The sequence below is a fragment of the Bacillus sp. 220_BSPC genome, from assembly GCF_001054655.1.
GTDB classification, from domain to species: domain Bacteria; phylum Bacillota; class Bacilli; order Bacillales; family DSM-1321; genus Peribacillus; species Peribacillus frigoritolerans.
Window position 1 is genome coordinate 1 of record NZ_JVPL01000321.1, and the last position, 20416, is coordinate 20416.

A 20416-nucleotide genomic window follows, 5' to 3' on the forward strand; every position below is an offset into this window, starting at 1 on the left:
GCCGATGGTAGTTGGGGGTTTCCCCCTGTGAGAGTAGGACGTCGCCAAGCCATTTAAAAAGATCAGCCATCCGGCTGGTCTTTTTTGCTTAATGCAAAGGAAAATCATTGGATATAAAGGGATTATCAATTATGGAAACTTTTATGAAGACATACACGTATTGAAATTCTTCATCATACATTGTTAAAAGCATCCCCGGGTTCTCTTAAACTATTTAAATCAATGTATGCGAACAATGGTTTTTGGGGAGAATGCAGGTATGGAGGTGGAGATGTTGGGGACAACAACAACCAAAACAACGGCAGGGGAAACGTGCGCGGTTTGTGAACAAGTAAAAGGGATGGGTATACATCTATATACGACTTTTATCTGTGAGGAATGCGAAAGGGATATGATCGGGACGGATACGAACGATCCCAAGTACCAATATTACTTAAAGAAATTAAGAAAAATCACTAATCCTGAAATATTATCATGAAAAAATAGTTTGTGGAAAGTTAAAGAATCAGAGATAAAAGAAATGTGTGTTTCTTTAGTCTCTGATTCTTTTTTTGGTACTTTAGAAGAATGCTTGGCAACATGCTCCCATGTTGCCGTATGTTCCCTCCAAACAGACTGTTCAGAGATGCATAATTGCCTTTCTGTCGGCGCAATATGAGATAAAATTGTACTTATTTGATAAAATGAAAAAATACTATGATATGAGGGAAGAGAAAAATGAATCAATCACAGACACCATTGTTCGATGCAATGAGTGCTTTTCATAAAAAAAGCTCCATATCCCTGCATGTCCCAGGGCATAAAAATGGATGGGTGTTTAATAAAAAGGGCCAAGCCTTATACAACCCCCTGCTTGGTATTGATGCCACGGAAATAAGCGGTTTAGATGACCTGCATGCTCCAGAGGGCGCCATTCTAAAGTCCGAGCAACTACTCGCTGATCTATATGGGGTAAAGCGGAGTTATTTTCTCGTTAATGGGTCAACCGTAGGCAACATTGCCATGATTCTTGCTGCCTGCAGGGAAGGTGATAAGGTCCTTGTCCAAAGAAACTGCCATAAATCAATTTTACATGGATTGATGTTAGCGAATGTACAACCGATTTTTTTGCAACCGGATTATTATGAGAAATGGGGCATTGCCGGCGGTGTTGGATCAAATTTAATTGAAGAAGCCTTGAGTGTACATCCAGATGCAAAAGCCATCATTGTTACCTATCCTAATTATTATGGAATTGGTGAAGACTTGACGGAAATGGTAAGACTCGCACATCAAAAGGGGATTCCTGTGCTGGTGGACGAGGCACATGGCGCTCATTTTCAGTTAGGAAGTCCGTTTCCCAAGTCGGCCATTTCGGCAGGGGCAGATGCCGTTGTCCATTCAGCGCATAAAACACTGCCAGCCATGACGATGGGGTCATTTCTTCATGTGAATTCATCCTTAATTGATGTCGATCAAGCATCATTCTATTTACAAATGCTTCAGTCCAGCAGTCCATCTTACCCAATTATGGGTTCGCTCGACTTGGCCAGGGCCTACTTAGCCGCTTTTACATCAGAAGATAAAAAACTCCTTATTGAAAAGATATCGGACTTCAGAGGAGAATTAGGTGCCCTGCAGACAGTAAGGGTTCTGGAGGCGCCGCCAGGCACCTTGGCAGACCCGTTAAAAGTAGTCATTCAATCAACAAATGGTTTAAGCGGATTTGAGTTACAGCAGCTATGTGAAGCCGAAGGCATTTTTACGGAGTTGGCTGATCCTGATAATTTATTAATGATTTTACCCTTATTAAAAATGGGTACCGATTTTCCTTTTCATGAAATCATACAAACTATAAAAAGTGCCACTCAAGACAGAACTGGAAACAAGGAAGCAGATCTTCGGGTCCTCTGGCCTGATGGAAGGTCAATGACAGGGCTTGAAATGCCCTACTCCGTCATGAAGCATAGCAAAGCAAGACCTGTCGAATTACGGAAAGCAGTCGGAGAGGTATCCGCCGAGATGGTCATTCCTTATCCGCCGGGCATCCCTCTAATTATGTCCGGGGAAATGATTACTCCTGAACATATATCCAATTTGCGGAGACTGCTGGAAATGGGATCAAGGTTTCATGGTGGTTCCTCCCTTTCAAACGGAGAATTAATCGTTTATGAAAGCGGGCAGACTGGTTAAAATGATATACTACATACAAAGAACCTTGGAGGTACATCGATGAAACGTGGTATTTTTATAACAATGGAAGGGCCTGAGGGTGCCGGGAAAACAACCATTACCCAAATGCTTGGCAAGGCTCTGCAACAAGAAGGCTATCAAGTTCTATTAACCCGAGAGCCAGGGGGAGTTCCCATTTCGGAGCAAATTAGGGAAGTGATCCTTAATAAAGATAATACAGCCATGGACTCGAGGACAGAGGCTTTATTATACGCAGCAGCAAGGCGTCAGCATTTAGTGGAAGTGGTCATGCCTGAGCTGGAACGAGGGGGAATTGTCCTCTGTGACCGGTTTATAGATAGCTCATTAGCCTATCAGGGTAATGCAAGGGGTTTGGATATAGAAGAAGTTTACAATATCAATAAATTTGCAATTGGAGATATGATGCCAGATGCCACGCTCTTTTTTGATATCGACCCAGAAGAGGGATTGAGACGCATCCAGTCCAATGGGGAACGGGAAGTGAACCGGCTGGATCTTGAAGCACTCGACTTTCATAAAAAAGTTTGTGAAGGGTATCAGTTCATTATAAATAGATGGAAAGAACGTTTCATTATCGTGGATGCAGGCCGGACAATAGATGAAGTCTTTGAGGAATCGAAAGCCAGCCTATTGGATTTTTTAGCGAAAGCGGGAAACTGATTATATAGGTTTCCATATTATTCAACCAATACTATTTGATATAATGTAGTTAGTAAAAATTCAGAGTAACCGGAGGATGATGAGAATGAAAATGATCATTGCTGTCGTTCAAGACAAGGATAGTCATCGCCTGCTGAATCAATTAGTGGAAAATAATTTCGGAACGACCAAGTTAGCCAGCACTGGCGGGTTTTTAAAATCAGGTAATACGACTTTTATGATTGGAACAGAGGATGAACGTGTTGACAAAGCCATCCAGATCATCAAACAGAATTGTCAGTCACGATCCCAATTAGTATCACCGGTTTCACCGATGGGCGGGAATGCCGAGTCATATGTACCTTACCCAGTGGAGATTCAAGTGGGCGGTGCGACCATTTTTGTTCTGCCGGTTGAAAACTTTTTACAATTTTAACGGTTAGTTTCAGGGAGGTCCATTATGAAAATCAACCATGATATCCCTATTAAGCTGGATAAATCGCGACAGGATGCCAAACAATTCCAAACCGGAAATGGAAGATTCCAACAAATGGTCCAGACACAGGATCAAAAGATGCAAATCCAAACATTAAACCGTTTGATAGGCGATATCGAAGGGGCGGGTCAGCGTTTAGTAAGGTCACGTACTTTTAGGGAATTGGCAAAATATAAAGCATTGGTGAAACGGTTTGTTAAAGAAGCGGTTGAATATGGACTGGAACTGAAGCAATCAACGAGCTGGAATGAATATGGACAGAGCCGGCCATTGAAAACCGTGGAAACGATAGATGCAAAATTAGTTGAGTTAAGCGAGGAAATTCTTAATAAAGAGAAGAGTTCGCTTGAAATATTGGAAATGATAGGCGAGATTAAAGGTCTTCTGATTAATTTATATACTTAAGTGAGTTGATGGTTTTGGATAAAACATGGCAGGACATGAGTGAAATTCAGCCGCAGGTAATGACGATGCTGCAAAATAGCATAACGAAAAACAGGGTGGCTCATGCGTATTTATTTGAAGGGGAAAAAGGGACAGGCAAGCAAGAGATAAGCTATGCCTTTGCCAAAAGCTTACTATGTGAAGCCCCGACAGCAGGTTATGAGCCATGCGAACTTTGTCGGAATTGCAAACGGATTTCAAGTGGGAATCATCCTGATGTCCATTTGATAGAAAAGGACGGTCTCTCAATAAAGAAAGAGCAAATCAAGGGGCTTCAGGAAGAATTTTCGAAAAAGAGCGTAGAGGCAGATCGGAAGGTTTATATGATTGCCGATGCTGACAAAATGTCTGTGGGGGCAGCCAACAGTCTATTGAAATTTTTAGAAGAACCTTCGGCTGATACGGTAGCAATATTGATGACCGAACAGCTTCAGAGGATTCTGCCAACTATATTATCAAGGTGCCAAGTGATTTCGTTCAAGCCATTATCTCCGGAGAATGTGAAACGGAAGCTGATAGAACAGGAGTTAGAACCACAGCTGGCCTCGGTTATTGCCCACATCACACAGAATGTGGAAGCTGGAATCGAGCTTAGCCATGATGAATGGTTTGTACAAGCTCAAAAAATAGTGGTAAAATTATATGAAGTGTTAAAACTTAATTCCTTGAAGGCGATGCTGTACCTTCAGACGGATTGGTTCACACACTTTAAAGAAAGAGAACAGGTTGACAGAGGTCTTGATTTGTTACTTCTTATATATAAGGATTTATTATACATTCAGTTGGACAAAAAGGACTTCGTTGTGTTCCAAAATAAACTGAAGGAATTTGAAACTCACGCTCTTCATCTTTCCCCAAGACGCCTTGCTGAACATATGGGTTGCATTTTGGAAGCAAAAAGGAAGCTGATGTCCAACACGAATCCACAGCTGTTGATGGAACAGCTTGTGCTGAATTTGCAGGAGGGATCATGATTTGTATGATGTTGTAGGTGTCCGTTTTAAAAAGGCGGGCAAAATATACTACTTCGATCCGGGTGAATTCGCAATTCCTAAGGACGATTTTGTAATAGTGGAGACTGTCCGCGGTGTTGAATTCGGTAAAGTCGTTACAGCCCGTAAACAAGTAGATGAAAACGATGTTGTCCTGCCATTGAAAAAAGTACTTCGGGTCGCTGATGCAAAAGATAAGCTGATTGTAGACGAGAATAAGGCGGCTGCAGAAGAGGCTTACACTATATGTTGTCAAAAGGTTGTGGAACATAAGCTGGATATGAAGCTTGTTGATGTGTCATATACTTTCGACAGAAATAAAGTCGTGTTTTATTTTACAGCGGATGGTCGCGTGGATTTCCGTGATTTAGTCAAAGATTTAGCTGCCATATTCAGAACTCGCATAGAACTGCGCCAAATCGGGGTAAGGGATGAGGCAAAGATGCTTGGTGGCATCGGACCTTGTGGCAGAATGCTTTGTTGCTCCACATTTCTTGGAGATTTTGAACCGGTTTCCATCAAAATGGCGAAGGATCAGAATTTATCATTAAACCCTACAAAAATCTCAGGTTTATGCGGTCGATTGATGTGCTGTCTGAAATATGAAAATGATGAGTATGAAAGTGCGAAGGAAATGCTTCCTGATTTAGGTGAAATGATTAATACGCCTGGTGGCAAAGGCAAGGTAGTGGGGCTTAATATTCTAGAACGCGTACTTCAGATTGAACTAATCGGGCAAGAAAGAGTATTAGAGTATACTCTAGATGAGATTCTAAAAGAGGGAGCCGTTTCTATTCAAGCCACAGATTATTAAGGTGGTGGGAGAGCGTGGATAAGAAAGATATTTTTGAGTCGGTGACCAATATGGAAACCCAGATAGGCCAATTATATAAGCAGCTTGGAGAATTGAAGCAGAACTTAGCTGAAATACTTGAGGAAAATCAGTCGATCAAGCTGGAAAACGAGCATTTGCGCCATCGGTTGGGCCTTGTGGAAGTCGAAAGTGCGCCTGCTGCAGTTAAGGTCAAACAAAAAGTGAAAAACCGTACTCCAAGTGCGGAAAAGGTTATGGATATCGGGGAAGGCTATGATAACTTAGCCCGTATCTATCAAGAAGGCTTTCATATTTGCAATCTGCATTTTGGCAGTTTACGAAAAGAAGGGGATTGCCTGTTCTGTTTATCTTTTTTAAACAAGAAGTGATAATGGATAATATAAAAGATGTTCCATCTCTTTTACGTGATAGATAGACCGTTTACAATATATAGTGATTCGGGGTCTGACGCATACTATGAGTCAGGCCCCTTTTTGTACGACAGTAACATAGAAGCATGGTCCCTAAACATGCTTTTTCCATACATGATTAGGAGGGTAACAGCAATGGTAGAACTTAATGGAGATGAGCGCCTGGATTATCTTTTGGCTGAGAATTTAAGGATCATTCAGAGCCCATCGGTGTTCTCTTTTTCATTAGATGCCGTTTTATTATCAAGGTTCGTGAATGTACCGATCCAAAAAGGGAAAATCGTCGATCTTTGCTCAGGCAATGGGGTCATACCTTTGCTGCTGAGTACAAGAACGAAAGGGACAATTACCGGTGTTGAAATTCAAGAGCGGTTATATGACATGGCCCAGAGGAGCATGGACTATAATGGCGTAACCTCCCAAATCGAGATGATTCATGGAGATATAAAAGAAATTCCAAAGCAGATAGGGTATAGCAAATATGACGTCGTTACTTGCAATCCACCCTATTTCCCGACGCCATCCATGGAGGAAATTAACAAAAATGAGCACTTTGCAATTGCCCGACATGAAATCATGTGTAATCTTGAGGATGTCATGCGTGTTTCAAGCCAATTGCTGCGTCAAGGTGGGAAAGCCGCATTCGTTCATAGACCGGGCCGTCTGATGGATATCCTGCATTTCATGAGGATGTACAGAATTGAACCGAAGCGACTGCAATTCGTTTATCCTAAGAGTTCAAAAGAAGCGAATACGATTCTTATAGAAGGGATAAAGGACGGCAACCCTGATTTGAAGATTCTTCCCCCGCTTGTTGTATATAATGATCAAAATGAGTATAATCCCGAAATCAGAAGGATTCTATATGGAGAGGAATAAGCATTATTTTTATGTTTTAAAGTGCAGGGACGGCAGTTATTATGCTGGGTATACCAATGATCTGCACCGTAGGGTTGATGTTCATAATCAAGGCAGGGGCGCTAAGTATACACGTGGCCGGACACCGGTTGAACTGATTTATCATGAAATATTCGAAACACGGACATTGGCCATGCAGGCTGAATATAAATTTAAGCAATTAACAAGAAAACAAAAGGAAAAGTGGATGGCAAAGGAGGATACATGATATGTGGCAGCAAAAGAGTTTTGAAAAAGAAGGATTGGAGCCGGCTCTATATCTGGTTCCTACACCGATAGGAAACCTTGAGGATATGAGTTTCCGGGCTTTAAGAATCTTAAAGGAAGCGGATGTAATTGCTGCTGAGGACACGCGAAATACGAAGAAATTATGCAACTACTTTGAAATTTCGACACCTATCGTCAGCTACCATGAACATAATAAGGAATATAGCGGGAAGCAAATGCTTGAGAGGCTTCGATCTGGAGAGGTCATCGCATTGGTAAGTGATGCTGGCTTGCCGACGATATCCGACCCGGGATATGAACTGGTCAAAGATGCCATTGCCGAACAGTTTAAAGTCATTCCGTTGCCGGGGGCAAATGCTGCATTAACTGCATTGATCGCATCTGGACTGGTTCCCCAGCCTTTTTACTTCTATGGTTTTCTGCAACGGGGAGCAAAAGAAAAAAAGCAGGAACTGGAAAAATTAAAAAAAATGGAATCAACTTGGATCGTTTATGAATCGCCACATCGATTGAAAGAAACATTGAAACATATGCATGAAATTTTAGGTGACCGTCGTATAGTATTATGCCGGGAGTTAACCAAGAAATTTGAAGAGTTCATTCGAGGGACTGTGAGTGAGGCCTTGACATGGGCGGTGGAATCCGAAATTCGCGGTGAGTTCTGTTTAATAATAGAAGGCGGGCAATGGTCGGAGGATGAATCGGAAGAGGCTTGGTGGATGGACCTTGATATCGTCGGCCATGTTAATCATTATATAGAAACCAAGCAGTTCACTTCAAAGGACGCAATCAAGCAGGTCGCAAAAGATCGCAATATGCAAAAACGCGATGTTTATCAAGCGTTTCACATTGATATACAAGAATAATGAGCATAAAAAAACTTCCGAAGAACGGAAGTTTTTTTATCATTTATTTAGAAGCAGTGAAGTTTTGTTGAATTTCTTGAATAAGTAATTCTGCACCTTCACGACTAAGAATCAATTTGCCATTGGCAAGTGTAAGGTTGTTATCGGAAACTTCACCTGTAACTTGGCAAGTCATGTTTGGTTTGTATTTTTTCAAGATGATGCGCTCATCATCCACATAGATTTCAAGAGCGTCTTTCTCAGCGATACCCAATGTACGACGAAGTTCGATTGGAATAACCACCCGGCCTAACTCATCAACTTTACGAACAATACCTGTAGATTTCATTTAAAAAATTCTCCTCTCAGTTACAATCTAGTACCCTATTTCTATTTTTTTCGCCATTATTCGACAAATTTTTTTATAAATTTATAATACCAGCCATTCCCAAATTCGTCAATGATTTATTTTCATTTTTTTGTAAGAAATAGCAGGGTCCACTTCGTGTAACAAAATGGCTTTTAAAGAGAAAAAATCGGTTATGCCTTTAAAAGTAAAGAAATTCAGGATACAAAGAACTGCTCACTTCACCACATTTCGACAAAGTATGCATATGAAAACATACTTCCCTATTATATGATTAAATATATTTTAGTTTCAAAACAAAAGTTCTGAATTAAGGATAATTTTCTGAAAAAGTTTGCGAATATGTGAGTTGTTGCACAAAAAAGGAAATTTAGGTATATTTTGTTCAGGTAAGAGGTAATGCTGACAGAAGGGAAGTACCCTTATTTTTAAGTTGAGTCTACTTATTATTTTTTTATTCTATTAACATGATGATTAGATTAGTGATTATTGTCGCACAGAATTGTATATAGCGTTAAAATAGAGATAATAGCTTAAATATATTCTTTTGGCTTGGGCCAGTCCCATAGCCGGTTTTTCAAATGATGAGGAGGGAACGAAGTGCAAGATAAATTAAAAACATTCTATATCACGACACCCATATATTATCCGAGTGGCAATTTACATATAGGGCATGCGTATACGACAGTGGCAGGGGATGCCATGGCTCGTTATAAAAGGATGCGTGGCTTCGATGTCATGTATTTAACAGGAACTGATGAACATGGCCAAAAAATCCAGCGTAAAGCGGCTGAGGAAGGAATCACTCCACAGCAATATGTAGATAATATCGTATCAGGGATCAAAGAACTCTGGGAAAAGCTTGATATTTCATATGATGATTTCATCAGGACGACGGAAGATCGCCATAAAGAGGTCGTAGCCAAGATTTTCAAAAGGTTATTGGACCAGGGTGATATATATTTAGACCAATATGAAGGATTATATTGTACACCTTGCGAATCTTTCTTCACGGAACGTCAAGTCGAAGAGAGCAATGGAAACTGTCCTGATTGCGGCAGGCCTGTTGAAAAGGTGAAAGAGGAATCTTATTTCTTTAAGATGAGTAAATATGCGGATCGGTTACTTAAGTTTTATGAGGAAAACCCGGATTTCATTCAGCCGGAATCCCGCAAAAACGAAATGATCAATAACTTCATCAAGCCTGGATTGGAAGATCTGGCCGTTTCACGTACTACTTTCGATTGGGGCATCAAGGTGCCGGGAGATCCAAAGCATGTCATTTATGTATGGATTGATGCTCTGACCAATTATATAACGGCATTAGGGTATGGAACGGACAATGATTCTAAATACTTGAATTATTGGCCGGCCGATGTACATCTGGTCGGAAAGGAAATCGTTCGTTTCCATACAATTTATTGGCCGATCATGTTAATGGCTCTTGACGTGCCGCTTCCAAAGAAAGTCTTCGCCCACGGATGGCTTCTCATGAAAGATGGTAAAATGTCCAAATCAAAAGGAAATGTAGTGGATCCCGTTACATTGATCGATCGTTACGGGTTGGATTCTTTACGCTACTATTTATTGCGTGAAGTACCATTTGGTTCCGATGGGGTATTTACACCGGAAGGGTTTGTGGAACGAATCAATTTTGACCTGGCCAATGATTTAGGGAATTTATTAAATCGAACAGTTGCAATGGTCAATAAATATTTTGATGGTGTGATTCCAAATTATGAAGGATCCAATGGTGAATTCGAAAAAGCTTTGCTTGAAATGAACCAAGAAACGGTTGGCAAGTATGAGGAAGCAATGGAAAATATGGAATTTTCAGTTGCACTGACATCCATTTGGCAACTCGTGAGCAGAACTAATAAATTCATTGATGAGACCCAGCCATGGACTCTTGCTAAAGATGAATCCAAGAAAGAAAACCTTGCCAGTGTCATGGTTCATTTGGCGGAATCATTACGCAGGACGGCAATCCTTTTGAAACCGTTCTTGACGCAAACACCGGAAAAGATCTTTGCTCAGCTTAGCATCAAAGATGATGTGTTAAAATCCTGGGACAGTTTAGCGGAGTTCGGTCAAATTCCTGCTGAAACAAAAGTCTTGAAGGGAGACCCGATCTTCCCTCGTTTGGATATGGAAGAGGAAGTTTTATATATTAAAGAACAAATGCAGGGGGATGCCCCTAAGGCCGAGGAAAAAGTGGAAGAGACGATTCCCGAGGTTGATGAAATCACTATTGATGACTTTACAAAAGTGGAGCTGCGTGTTGCTGAGGTAATGGCAGTTGAGCCTGTAAAGAAGGCGGATAAGCTTCTTAAACTTCAGCTTGATTTGGGTTATGAGAAACGGCAAGTCGTATCAGGCATTGCACAGCACTATAAACCAGAAGATTTAGTAGGCAAAAAAGTGATATGCGTCACGAATTTGAAACCTGTTAAACTTCGTGGCGAGCTCTCTCAAGGAATGATTTTGGCGGGAAGCCAGGATGATGTGCTCTCAGTCGCTACAATAGATTCATCGATTCCAAATGGTTCAAAAGTGAAATAAACGGATGAAAACATAAAGGTGTTTCATATGAAACATTTTTATGTTTTTTTCTTTATGCTTTTGGAAAAAGTAACGTAATATAGGTTTAGTTTTTGGTTCTACATTTATTAATTGGGCATACAGCCTCTTTTGTAATCTGTTTGTTACCTAAATGTGAAACATAAAACTTTCATTTTTTTATAAAATAGTGCTAGAAAGGAAGAAAAATAATGTTATTTGACACACATGTACATGTTAATGCGGAACAATTCAACGAGGATCTCGAAGACGTAATAGAAAGAGCTAAGGAAGCAGGGGTCGATAATATGGTAGTCGTTGGTTTTGACCGGCCTACCATTATAAGGGCAATGGAATTAATAGAAACTTATGATTTCATGTATGCCGCAGTCGGATGGCATCCTGTGGATGCTATAGATATGACGGAAGACGACTTACAATGGATCGAGGAATTATCCAATCATCCAAAGGTTGTGGCCATTGGGGAGATGGGCCTGGATTATCATTGGGATAAATCTCCGAAAGATGTTCAAATGGAGGTGTTCAGGAAGCAGATTCGATTGGCCAAAAAGGTGGGGCTGCCCATTATCATCCATAATCGGGAAGCGACCGCGGATATCGTGAACATACTGAAGGAAGAAGAGGCATCAAGGGTTGGGGGCATCATGCATTGCTTTAGCGGAAGTGCAGAAACGGCTTTGGATTGCATCAATATGAATTTTTATATTTCATTGGGAGGCCCTGTGACCTTCAAGAATGCAAAAAAACCAAAGGAAGTGGCAGCAGCCGTACCTTTAGACCGTTTACTGATTGAGACCGATTGTCCATACTTGGCTCCCCATCCTTATAGAGGGAAGCGTAATGAACCTTCATATGTGAAACTTGTCGCTGAACAAATTGCAGAAATCAAACAACTTACAATAGAGGAAGTTTCCCAGGCAACAACGGAGAATGCCAAGAAATTATTCGGCATTAACTGACATTTTTTTTTTACAATATCTCCCGGGGTTTGCTAGCTAAAATCGCAATTTTTTAAGGTTTCTACAAATTTCACTCCAACTATAGGCTTATTATGTCGAGAAGTCGCCCTTTCCTTTTCATTATGGAATATGCATAATAGGTAGTAATTTCCTGAATGAGAAGTGAATGGGTTGACAGCTTGATAACTAAGTCTATATAATCACCGGGAGGAAGGAGGAGTTTTTCATTCTATTAAAAACTATGAAAAACCTTATTCCCAAACCTTTTGGGAAGAAGAGAATGGCAATGGCCATTTGCAGTGCTATTCTTGTTTCTACAGCATTGGGAATACTTATATATCAAGGAACAAAGGATACAGTAACAATCATGCTAGATGGAAAAGAAGAGGTAGTGCGTACACACGCGGCTACTGTAAATGATATGTTGGAAGATTTAGAGATTAACGTTCAAGCCGCAGATTATGTCCACCCATCAAGAACCACAAAGGTTGATGATGATTTGGAGGTGGTTTGGAAGCCTGCACAAAAAATCGTCATGGTACAGGATGGTAAGAAGAAGGAAGTCTGGTCCACCGCAGATACGGTAGATGGACTTTTAAAAGACCAAAATCTAAGTGTGAAGGAACAGGATAAGATCACCCCTTCAAAAAGTACGAAGCTGAAAGCGAATATGGAAGTTGCCATAGACAAAGCCTTTTCACTGAAATTAGTGGTTGGTGGAGACGAAAAGCAGGTATGGTCAACTTCGACTACTGTCGCTGACTTTTTAAAGCAACAAGGAGTAAAACTCAATGATTTGGATCGAGTTGAGCCAGAATTAACCGAAAAAGTTAAAGCTGAGAATACGGTAAACGTAGTTCGAATTGAAAAAGTCACCGATGTAGTGGAAGAACCAGTTGACTTTGCTGTCATAACTAAAAAAGATGACTCTTTATCAAAAGGGAAAGAGAAAATTGTCAAAGAAGGAAAAGACGGACTCGTTTCCAAGAAATATGAAGTTGTTAAAGAAAATGGCAAAGAGGTCAAAAGAGAATTACTTTCAGAAAAAGTAGTTAATAAAAAGCAGGATAAAGTTGTAACGGTCGGAACTCGAACGACTGTTGCGCAGGCATCACGGGGAGTAACTAACGTTAGTTCTTCAAGTGGAAAAGAAATATACGTATCTTCAACAGCTTATACTGCCAGTTGTAAGGGCTGTTCCGGAGTCACGTCCACAGGAGTAGATCTAAAGAGTAATCCGGGTGCGAAAATCATTGCTGTCGATCCAAGCGTGATTCCCATGGGGTCGAAAGTATATGTAGAGGGATATGGCTATGCTGTAGCAGCTGATAAAGGCGGAGCAATAAAGGGAAATAGGATTGACGTCTTCTTTTCTTCAAAAAATGATGCCTATCGCTGGGGTGTAAAGAGAGTAAAGATTCGCGTATTGGACTAATAAGGTTTCTCTCGCAGGAGATGAATTCGTCTCCTGTTTTTTGCGTTTTATTTTCCATTTGTTGAAAAACCCCATGTAAAACTGTTTTAATAAGATAGACGTCTCGCCATTCCATAAGATTTCAATATATGCGTGTAAACTTTCATAAATGATCTAGACTGGATTCTCTACCCAAAAAAGTTTTTTACGGGGGATCGGTTACGTTTATCCAAGAGCTAATCAAAGCGCTTGCGCTTTTCTGTATGGAGGAAACCATGAAAAAGATTAAAGAAATTATTGTTGTAGAAGGAAAAGACGATACGGTGGCGATAAAAAGGGCTGTTAATGCTGATACAATAGAAACCAACGGATCAGCGGTGAATGAGTCCTGTATTGAACAGGTGAGGCTTGCACAAAAGACACGTGGAGCCATCATTTTCACTGACCCTGATTTTCCTGGTCAAAAAATCAGGAATATCATTTCAGAACAAGTAAAAGGGTGTAAACACGCTTTTTTAACGAAGAAGGAAGCCCTTCCTAAGTCAGGTAGAGGAATTGGTGTGGAGCATGCTTCTCCTGAGGCAATTCGTAATGCTTTAAAGGATGCCCAAATAATGGACGAAGAGGCTTCGGAAGAGATTTCACAGCAGGATTTAATAGATGCAGGTTTAATCGGGGGATCCGGTGCCAAGGAACGAAGGGAAAAACTTGGATCTATGTTAAAAATCGGGTTTACCAATGGTAAACAGTTATATAAGAGACTAAAAATGTTCCAAATATCAACTGAGGCTTTTGAGAAAGCGATGGTACAGATAATTCAGGAGGAAAAAAATGAATAAGGATATTGCAACCCCTGTCAGAACGAAAGAAATATTAAAGAAGTACGGATTCTCCTTTAAAAGGAGCTTAGGCCAAAACTTTTTAATCGATACGAATATCTTGAAACGTATTGTCGAACATGCCAATTTGACAGAGGAAAGCGGCGCCATCGAAATTGGGCCGGGAATCGGGGCATTGACGGAACAACTGGCGAAAAGCAGCAAAAAGGTTGCGGCCTTTGAGATTGATCAGCGTCTACTGCCCATCTTATCGGATACACTGTCTCCCTATAACAATGTAAACATCATTCACGGGGATGTTCTTAAGGCTGATGTCAAGAAGGTCATCGAGGATGAATTTGCTGGATTCTCGGACTTGATGGTTGTTGCAAACCTGCCATACTATGTCACGACGCCGATCATTTTAAAGCTATTGTCCGAGGACTTGCCCATTAGAGGCATCGTGTGCATGCTGCAAAAAGAAGTGGCTGACCGAATTGCCGCAAAACCTGGGACAAAGGAATATGGTTCTTTATCCATTGCCATTCAATATTATACAGAAGCCGAAACAGTGATGATCGTACCAAAAACGGTATTCATGCCTCAGCCTAATGTTGATTCAGCTGTAATCCGCCTTACTAGGCGCGTGAAGCCAATCGTCGAGGTCCTGGATGAGGATTTCCTATTCACTGTGACCCGGGCGTGCTTTGCACAGCGTCGGAAAACGATTTTAAATAACTTAACCAGTCAGATGCCAGATGGTAAATCGAAAAAGGAACACATACTTGCCGCTCTCGAAGCCGCGGAAGTGGATCCTTCCAGACGGGGCGAAACACTGAGCATCAAAGAATTTGGCCGCTTAAGTGATGCGTTATTGCCGAATTTCAAATAAAGAAAACGTGAAAGATTCAAGTCGGAAAGGGGTCACTCCCAGCTTCCGGCTTTTTTTATTTTGAAATTGGCCCATCATGATGGAACATACCCGAAAATGTAATCAATATCCACCTTTCACCATTCAAGATTGGTTCGCATAACTTAAGAATGAAAATAAACTAGGGCGGGCTGAAAATAAGTCTTCTCATGGGGTGGGGCCATGAATATTCAAATAAACGATATTGTTGGTCGGGTTTCTTATAAATGCGACGTGTTGTTCCGGGTAATTGATATCCGTGATATTGACGGAAGGCGTGAAGCTATTCTTTATGGGGAAGATATCCGACTGATTGCAGATGCACCTTTTCAAGATTTAATGATTATTAATGATAATGAAAGAAATGATCGACAAAGGTCGAATGAAGTACTACAAGAACAATCTGACCGCTTATTAACGCAAGATCTAGAGCTGCAACAACAAAAAAACGGCTATCAATCCAGTAATGGCTATCGGTATAGCGGTGAATATTTCCAAATACCAGGGAGGGTGCTCCATGTTGATGGGGATGCATCTTACTTGAGGAAATGCATGGATCTATATCAGAAATTCGGTATTCCGGTCAATGGCATCTATTGCAATGAAAAGGAAATGCCCCAAAGGATCGGGGGTTTGCTGGATCATTATCGGCCGGACATTCTTGTTGTCACCGGTCATGATGCCTATTCAAAATCAAAAGGACCGATGTCCGATATTAATGCCTACCGTCACTCAAAGGATTTTGTACAGACAGTTAGAGAAGCGCGAAGGAGGGTTTCTCATTTAGACCAACTGATTATATTTGCCGGGGCTTGTCAGTCGCATTTTGAATCGCTGATCCAAGCGGGGGCAAATTTCGCAAGTTCTCCTTCCCGTGTTAATATACATGCTCTTGATCCGGTTTATATCGTCGGAAAGATAAGCTTTACGCCATTTTCCGATCATATTCATGTATGGGATGTCCTTCGGAATACATTAACGGGAGAGAAGGGACTGGGGGGAATTGAGACAAAAGGGGTGTTACGGACCGGGTTGCCTTTCAAGCCATTTCAGGAAGAATGAACGAGCTGCATTTTGAAAGAATGCAGCTTGCTTTTGGTAGGGGGAGAATTCGGATATCCTCACAAAAAAATGGGTTATTTGTAGAGCAATGTTCGTAGGCAATGATTTAATTACGAAAATTCGGCTTAATAAATAATGGAATAGTTCGTTTACATAATTTTTCATTTCCCAGGATATAATAAAATTGTTCGCGATTTTGCCGAATTTCAGATAAAAATATATTGACTACATTTTTAAGTGCTGATATAATTTATTATTTTGTTTGCGTATATTTGTAAATTGTGATATACTTAACTTAGTGAGGTGGACCGAAAATGCCAAAAACTCTAGCTGATATTAAAACTGCACTTGATTCAAACCTGGGTAAAAGATTGCTCTTAAAAGCAAACGGTGGAAGAAGAAAGACTGTAGAACGATTTGGAACTTTGGCGGAAACTTATCCGGCTGTTTTTGTAATTGAGCTCGACCAAGATGAAAATGCGTTTGAAAGAGTATCTTACAGCTATGCGGATGTTTTAACGGAAACCGTAGAACTAACATTTTTAAACAAACAACAAGAGATGTAACTTAGACGAGGCAGCTAACAATTTTGTTTGCTGCTTTTTGTTTTGCATAAAATATCCTGTGAGTCCCAATAAAGGCTTAAAAAGGATGTAATGAAATAGCGTATGTTGCAAACACTAGGCATGTGACGGCATGTGAAAGGGGTTGCTTCGCTTGAGCAGGAAAAAAGGGATTATGTCAAATGATCTTAAAGAGGAATTGGCTAAGGAACTTGGATTTTACGATGTTGTCCAGAAAGAAGGCTGGGGAGGAATCCGGGCCAGGGACGCAGGAAACATGGTAAAACTTGCTATCGAAAAAGCACAACGTCAATTGGTGAACAAAGAGTAAGATAAAACACTTAATTGTATCATGCCGTCATGTTGATGGAAGCCGGACTCTTTATACAATGTATAGCTCTATTCATTTTTGCTTACATTGTAGTTAAGGAGTCTGGTTTTTTTATGTATCGGTGAATGCTATATGGATATGTAGCAAGTCTTTTGGGATGCAGGAAGTGGCTGCTCCCCAATGTGCCTACATGTGTCTATTCTCCTCTAAGGGCCAATCTTAGCTTCATTACATTGAAATTACGATGAAAAAACCTTTAGAATATAAACAAATATGATAGAATAGGACAAGAACTTTTAAGAACGTTAAAGTAGGTGGACATATTGAAGCTTATGGAAAAAGCCCCGGCTAAAATTAATTTGGCTTTGGATGTGCTTTTCAAACGGCCTGATGGGTATCATGAGGTGGAAATGATCATGACGACAGTCGACCTTGCCGATAGAATTGAACTAAAGGAAATAAAGGGAAATCATATTCAAATTCTATCCCATAATCGATTTGTTCCGGATGATCATCGGAATTTGGCTTATCAAGCTGCATTTATTCTAAAGGAACGTTTTGGAATCAATAAAGGTGTTTCCATAACTATAGAGAAAAATATACCTGTAGCCGCAGGACTTGCTGGTGGCAGCAGTGATGCCGCAGCAACTTTAAGAGGCTTAAATAGACTGTGGAAGCTTGGTCTTTCCATGGATGAACTTGCGGAAATCGGAGCTGAAATTGGTTCTGATGTTTCATTTTGTGTATATGGAGGTACGGCATTGGCCAGAGGGCGCGGGGAAAAAATCACGCATCTTCCTGCACCGCCAAAGTGCTGGGTCATCTTGGCCAAACCGACGATCGGCGTTTCGACTGCCGATATATACAAAAGGCTCCAAACTTCAAAAATGGAGCATCCGGATGTACCTGGAATGATTTCGGCTATTATGGAAAACAATTATCACGATGTATGTGAAGGGTTGGGGAATGTTCTTGAACAAGTGACATTGCAGTTATACCCGGAGGTTGCGAACATTAAAGATCAAATGAAGACATTTGGAGCAGATTCGGTCTTGATGAGCGGAAGCGGTCCGACCGTTTTTGGTTTGGTGGAACATGATTCGCGCATGCAGAGGATTTACAATGGTCTTCGCGGATTCTGTGATCAGGTCTATGCGGTCCGTTTGTTGGGTGATCGAAACAATCTTGAATAGAAACGTACATTAGTGGTATAGTTGCAATATAATATTCGGAATTCACAAAGGGGGTGTCTCAATGAAATTTCGTCGCAGCGAGAGGCTAGTCGATATGACCAATTATTTATTAGAACATCCAGGGGAATTAGTTTCGCTGACTTATTTTGCTGAAAGATATAGTTCGGCAAAGTCCTCGATCAGTGAAGATTTGACCATCATCAAAGATACCTTTGAACAACGGGGAATAGGTTCTTTAACAACCGTTCCAGGTGCGGCCGGTGGAGTGAAATATATTGTTTCCATCAAGGAAGAAGAGGTCAATGCCTTCATTGACGGATTATGCGATACGATCGCTAGTCCCGAAAGGCTACTTCCTGGCGGTTATCTATATATGACAGACATATTAGGACATCCGCAAACCGTGAATAAGGTTGGAAGGATAATCGCTTCAATGTATGCCAAGAAAAATGTCTCAGTCATCATGACGATGGCAACCAAAGGGATATCATTAGCATACGCCGTGGCAAATTATTTGAATGTTCCAGTTGTCATTGTAAGTAGGAATAATAAAGTAACGGAAGGTTCTACAGTGAGCATCAATTATGTTTCTGGCTCTTCAAAGAGGATCCAGACTATGGTACTCTCTAAGAGAAGCTTGGTTGAGGGTTCGAATGTATTGATTGTAGACGATTTCATGAAGGCTGGAGGTACCATTAACGGTATGGTCAGTCTATTGGATGAATTTAAGGCAACAGTTGCCGGAATTGCGGTGCTGGTCGAATCCGAACATACGGAGGAGTGCCTTGTCGAGGACTATGTTTCTTTAATCAAGTTGACACAGGTGGTCGAAAGAGACAAGAAAATCAAGGTCAGCCGTGGGAATTATTTTACGAAAAAGGAATAGGGGGAATGATTTCATGAAAACGATACATACTGATGAAGCACCGGCAGCGATCGGACCATATTCACAAGGCGTGATCGTGGATACGTTATTTTTCAGTTCTGGACAGATCCCGCTTACTGCTTCTGGTGAAATGGTGACAGGGGATGTCAAGGAACAAACACACCAGGTCTTTAAGAATCTCCAAGCCGTATTGAAAGAAGCTGGGGCTTCATTGGAAACTGTCATTAAAGCTACAGTATTCATTAAAAGTATGGACGATTTCGGTTCGATTAATGAAATATACGGAGAATATTTTTCTGCTCACAAACCTGCCCGCTCTTGTGTAGAGGTTGCTCGCCTTCCTAAAGATGCACTAGTGGAAATAGAAGTGGTAGCGCTCGTTAAATAAACGGGCGTTTTTTTTTATTTTTCAGGGCATTCGTAATGGGTAATTTCCCTGTAATATATGGGTGATTTTTAATGTTTTTAAAAACTAGGCTGAATTTTCTAAAAAAATTACAGATAATAGAAGGAGTTCACGTTTTTTTGTTGAATATGTACTTTAAGTTTTAACAACAACAAAAAGGGATGGTGAGCTTAAATGGAAGTAACTGACGTAAGATTACGCCGTGTGAATACGGATGGTCGTATGAGAGCTATCGCATCAATTACACTGGATAATGAATTTGTGGTTCATGATATTCGTGTGATCGACGGAAACAATGGTTTATTTGTAGCAATGCCAAGTAAACGAACTCCAGATGGAGAATTCCGGGATATCGCTCATCCAATCAATTCCTCGACACGCGGGAAAATTCAAGAAGCTGTCTTGACAGAATATCATCGATTGGGAGAACTTGAAACTGAATTAGAGGAAGCTGGAGCAGGTGCTTCTTAAAATAACCTTACTTTTAAACTTTAAATTTATAATTCGTGCATCTAGAGCCTACTTCATAAGTAGTGCTCTTTTTTATTTATTCAAAAACAGATAAGTTTAGAACTCATCCGCTCATCATACAGATATTTGCTGTAAAACTTACGGTGTTATCTAAAGTTTAAGTACCCATCCTTTTTATTTTTAAAACCTTTTTGATCAACCGGAAATTGAAATTCCTGTAAGGGGATCTCTCTAATGACATGAATCGGTAACCTGATCTCGGAATGGGAGTTAACAACGGGTGCAGTGCTGCCAGGTGGCTTGTACATAGGGCATGGCGCGGTCGTGGCAGAGTTTTGGGATAAAGGGGAGGAGACATGTTTCTGTACATTGACCGGGCATATATCATTCATTTCATGATGTCAAATAATGCTCCAAGTCCCAATGCTGACATTTGTAAGCTGTCGGATAACGGAA

The 20416-nt window shown here is 40.7% G+C and carries 24 protein-coding genes; 23 read left to right on the forward strand and 1 reads right to left on the reverse strand.

Translation table 11 applies throughout. From position 1 onward, the window contains the following. Positions 1–259 precede the first annotated feature (259 nt). From ADA55_RS27250 to rsmI, 11 genes are all read left to right on the forward strand, one after another. Positions 260–478 carry a sigma factor G inhibitor Gin gene (locus ADA55_RS27250; protein WP_081088802.1) on the forward strand — a complete coding sequence of 73 codons (219 nt, stop codon included), beginning with the start codon at positions 260–262 and terminating at the stop codon, positions 476–478. A gap of 239 nt (positions 479–717) precedes the next feature. Beyond that, positions 718–2172, forward strand: coding sequence for an aminotransferase class I/II-fold pyridoxal phosphate-dependent enzyme (locus ADA55_RS27255; protein WP_048689961.1), 1455 nt, complete (start codon positions 718–720; stop codon positions 2170–2172). 39 nt (positions 2173–2211) lie between these two features. Beyond that, positions 2212–2853, forward strand: a complete 642-nt coding sequence (gene tmk / locus ADA55_RS27260; RefSeq protein WP_048689964.1) for a dTMP kinase — start codon at positions 2212–2214, stop codon at positions 2851–2853. An 85-nt stretch (positions 2854–2938) separates the two neighbouring features. Then, a complete protein-coding gene (locus ADA55_RS27265; protein WP_048689965.1) occupies positions 2939–3268 on the forward strand; it encodes a cyclic-di-AMP receptor in 330 nt (109 codons plus the stop codon). Between the two features lie 24 nt (positions 3269–3292). Next, entirely contained in the window at positions 3293–3733 is a 441-nt protein-coding gene (locus tag ADA55_RS27270; protein WP_048689968.1) for a YaaR family protein, read from the forward strand. Positions 3734–3741: 8 nt separating this feature from the next. Beyond that, positions 3742–4746: a DNA polymerase III subunit delta' gene (gene holB / locus ADA55_RS27275; protein ID WP_141236117.1), complete on the forward strand. Its 1005-nt coding sequence runs from the start codon at positions 3742–3744 to the stop codon at positions 4744–4746. Position 4747: 1 nt separating this feature from the next. After that, positions 4748–5578 carry a PSP1 domain-containing protein gene (locus ADA55_RS27280; protein WP_048689969.1) on the forward strand — a complete coding sequence of 277 codons (831 nt, stop codon included), beginning with the start codon at positions 4748–4750 and terminating at the stop codon, positions 5576–5578. A 50-nt stretch (positions 5579–5628) separates the two neighbouring features. Then, a complete protein-coding gene (gene yabA / locus ADA55_RS27285) occupies positions 5629–5967 on the forward strand; it encodes a DNA replication initiation control protein YabA (RefSeq protein ID WP_207117975.1) in 339 nt (112 codons plus the stop codon). A 177-nt stretch (positions 5968–6144) separates the two neighbouring features. Beyond that, complete coding sequence (locus tag ADA55_RS27290; RefSeq protein ID WP_048689974.1) at positions 6145–6888, forward strand: tRNA1(Val) (adenine(37)-N6)-methyltransferase; 744 nt, start codon at positions 6145–6147, stop codon at positions 6886–6888. Further along, positions 6875–7135 carry a GIY-YIG nuclease family protein gene (locus ADA55_RS27295; RefSeq protein ID WP_048689977.1) on the forward strand — a complete coding sequence of 87 codons (261 nt, stop codon included), beginning with the start codon at positions 6875–6877 and terminating at the stop codon, positions 7133–7135. Before ADA55_RS27290 ends, ADA55_RS27295 begins: the two co-directional genes overlap by 14 nt. A 1-nt stretch (position 7136) precedes the next feature. After that, on the forward strand, positions 7137–8021 hold the full coding sequence (gene rsmI, locus ADA55_RS27300) for a 16S rRNA (cytidine(1402)-2'-O)-methyltransferase (protein ID WP_048689979.1): 885 nt from the start codon (positions 7137–7139) through the stop codon (positions 8019–8021). Between the two features lie 43 nt (positions 8022–8064). Here the strand turns inward: rsmI and ADA55_RS27305 are convergent, their stop codons facing one another. Continuing rightward, positions 8065–8349 carry an AbrB/MazE/SpoVT family DNA-binding domain-containing protein gene (locus ADA55_RS27305; RefSeq protein ID WP_048689982.1) on the reverse strand — a complete coding sequence of 95 codons (285 nt, stop codon included), beginning with the start codon at positions 8347–8349 and terminating at the stop codon, positions 8065–8067. Positions 8350–8967: 618 nt separating this feature from the next. Between ADA55_RS27305 and metG the strand changes: the two genes are divergently transcribed. The 12 genes from metG to spoVG all read left to right on the forward strand — a co-directional run bounded on the left by metG (position 8968) and on the right by spoVG (position 19960). Beyond that, the gene (metG, locus tag ADA55_RS27310) at positions 8968–10929 is read left to right on the forward strand and encodes a methionine--tRNA ligase (RefSeq protein ID WP_048689985.1); all 1962 of its coding nucleotides are present in this window, start codon (positions 8968–8970) and stop codon (positions 10927–10929) included. A gap of 209 nt (positions 10930–11138) precedes the next feature. Then, the gene (locus ADA55_RS27315; RefSeq protein ID WP_048689988.1) at positions 11139–11906 is read left to right on the forward strand and encodes a TatD family hydrolase; all 768 of its coding nucleotides are present in this window, start codon (positions 11139–11141) and stop codon (positions 11904–11906) included. A gap of 280 nt (positions 11907–12186) precedes the next feature. Next, the gene (locus tag ADA55_RS27320; protein WP_226990561.1) at positions 12187–13341 is read left to right on the forward strand and encodes a G5 and 3D domain-containing protein; all 1155 of its coding nucleotides are present in this window, start codon (positions 12187–12189) and stop codon (positions 13339–13341) included. Positions 13342–13595: 254 nt separating this feature from the next. Beyond that, the gene (gene rnmV, locus ADA55_RS27325; protein ID WP_048689993.1) at positions 13596–14159 is read left to right on the forward strand and encodes a ribonuclease M5; all 564 of its coding nucleotides are present in this window, start codon (positions 13596–13598) and stop codon (positions 14157–14159) included. Then, positions 14152–15030 (forward strand): 16S rRNA (adenine(1518)-N(6)/adenine(1519)-N(6))-dimethyltransferase RsmA, encoded by an 879-nt coding sequence (rsmA, locus tag ADA55_RS27330; protein WP_048689996.1) that lies wholly within the window; start codon positions 14152–14154, stop codon positions 15028–15030. Before rnmV ends, rsmA begins: the two co-directional genes overlap by 8 nt. A 201-nt stretch (positions 15031–15231) precedes the next feature. After that, the gene (gene yabG / locus ADA55_RS27335) at positions 15232–16110 is read left to right on the forward strand and encodes a sporulation peptidase YabG (RefSeq protein ID WP_048689999.1); all 879 of its coding nucleotides are present in this window, start codon (positions 15232–15234) and stop codon (positions 16108–16110) included. A gap of 314 nt (positions 16111–16424) precedes the next feature. Further along, positions 16425–16676, forward strand: coding sequence for a biofilm formation stimulator Veg (veg, locus tag ADA55_RS27340; protein ID WP_034316343.1), 252 nt, complete (start codon positions 16425–16427; stop codon positions 16674–16676). A 151-nt stretch (positions 16677–16827) separates the two neighbouring features. After that, positions 16828–17004, forward strand: coding sequence for a small, acid-soluble spore protein, alpha/beta type (locus ADA55_RS27345; protein ID WP_034316340.1), 177 nt, complete (start codon positions 16828–16830; stop codon positions 17002–17004). A gap of 323 nt (positions 17005–17327) precedes the next feature. Beyond that, positions 17328–18197 carry a 4-(cytidine 5'-diphospho)-2-C-methyl-D-erythritol kinase gene (gene ispE / locus ADA55_RS27350; protein WP_048690002.1) on the forward strand — a complete coding sequence of 290 codons (870 nt, stop codon included), beginning with the start codon at positions 17328–17330 and terminating at the stop codon, positions 18195–18197. Positions 18198–18258: 61 nt separating this feature from the next. Then, positions 18259–19083: a pur operon repressor gene (purR, locus tag ADA55_RS27355; RefSeq protein WP_048690004.1), complete on the forward strand. Its 825-nt coding sequence runs from the start codon at positions 18259–18261 to the stop codon at positions 19081–19083. A gap of 13 nt (positions 19084–19096) precedes the next feature. Next, positions 19097–19471, forward strand: coding sequence for a RidA family protein (locus ADA55_RS27360; RefSeq protein ID WP_034316334.1), 375 nt, complete (start codon positions 19097–19099; stop codon positions 19469–19471). Between the two features lie 192 nt (positions 19472–19663). Continuing rightward, positions 19664–19960: a septation regulator SpoVG gene (spoVG, locus tag ADA55_RS27365; RefSeq protein WP_034316332.1), complete on the forward strand. Its 297-nt coding sequence runs from the start codon at positions 19664–19666 to the stop codon at positions 19958–19960. Positions 19961–20416 lie beyond the last annotated feature (456 nt).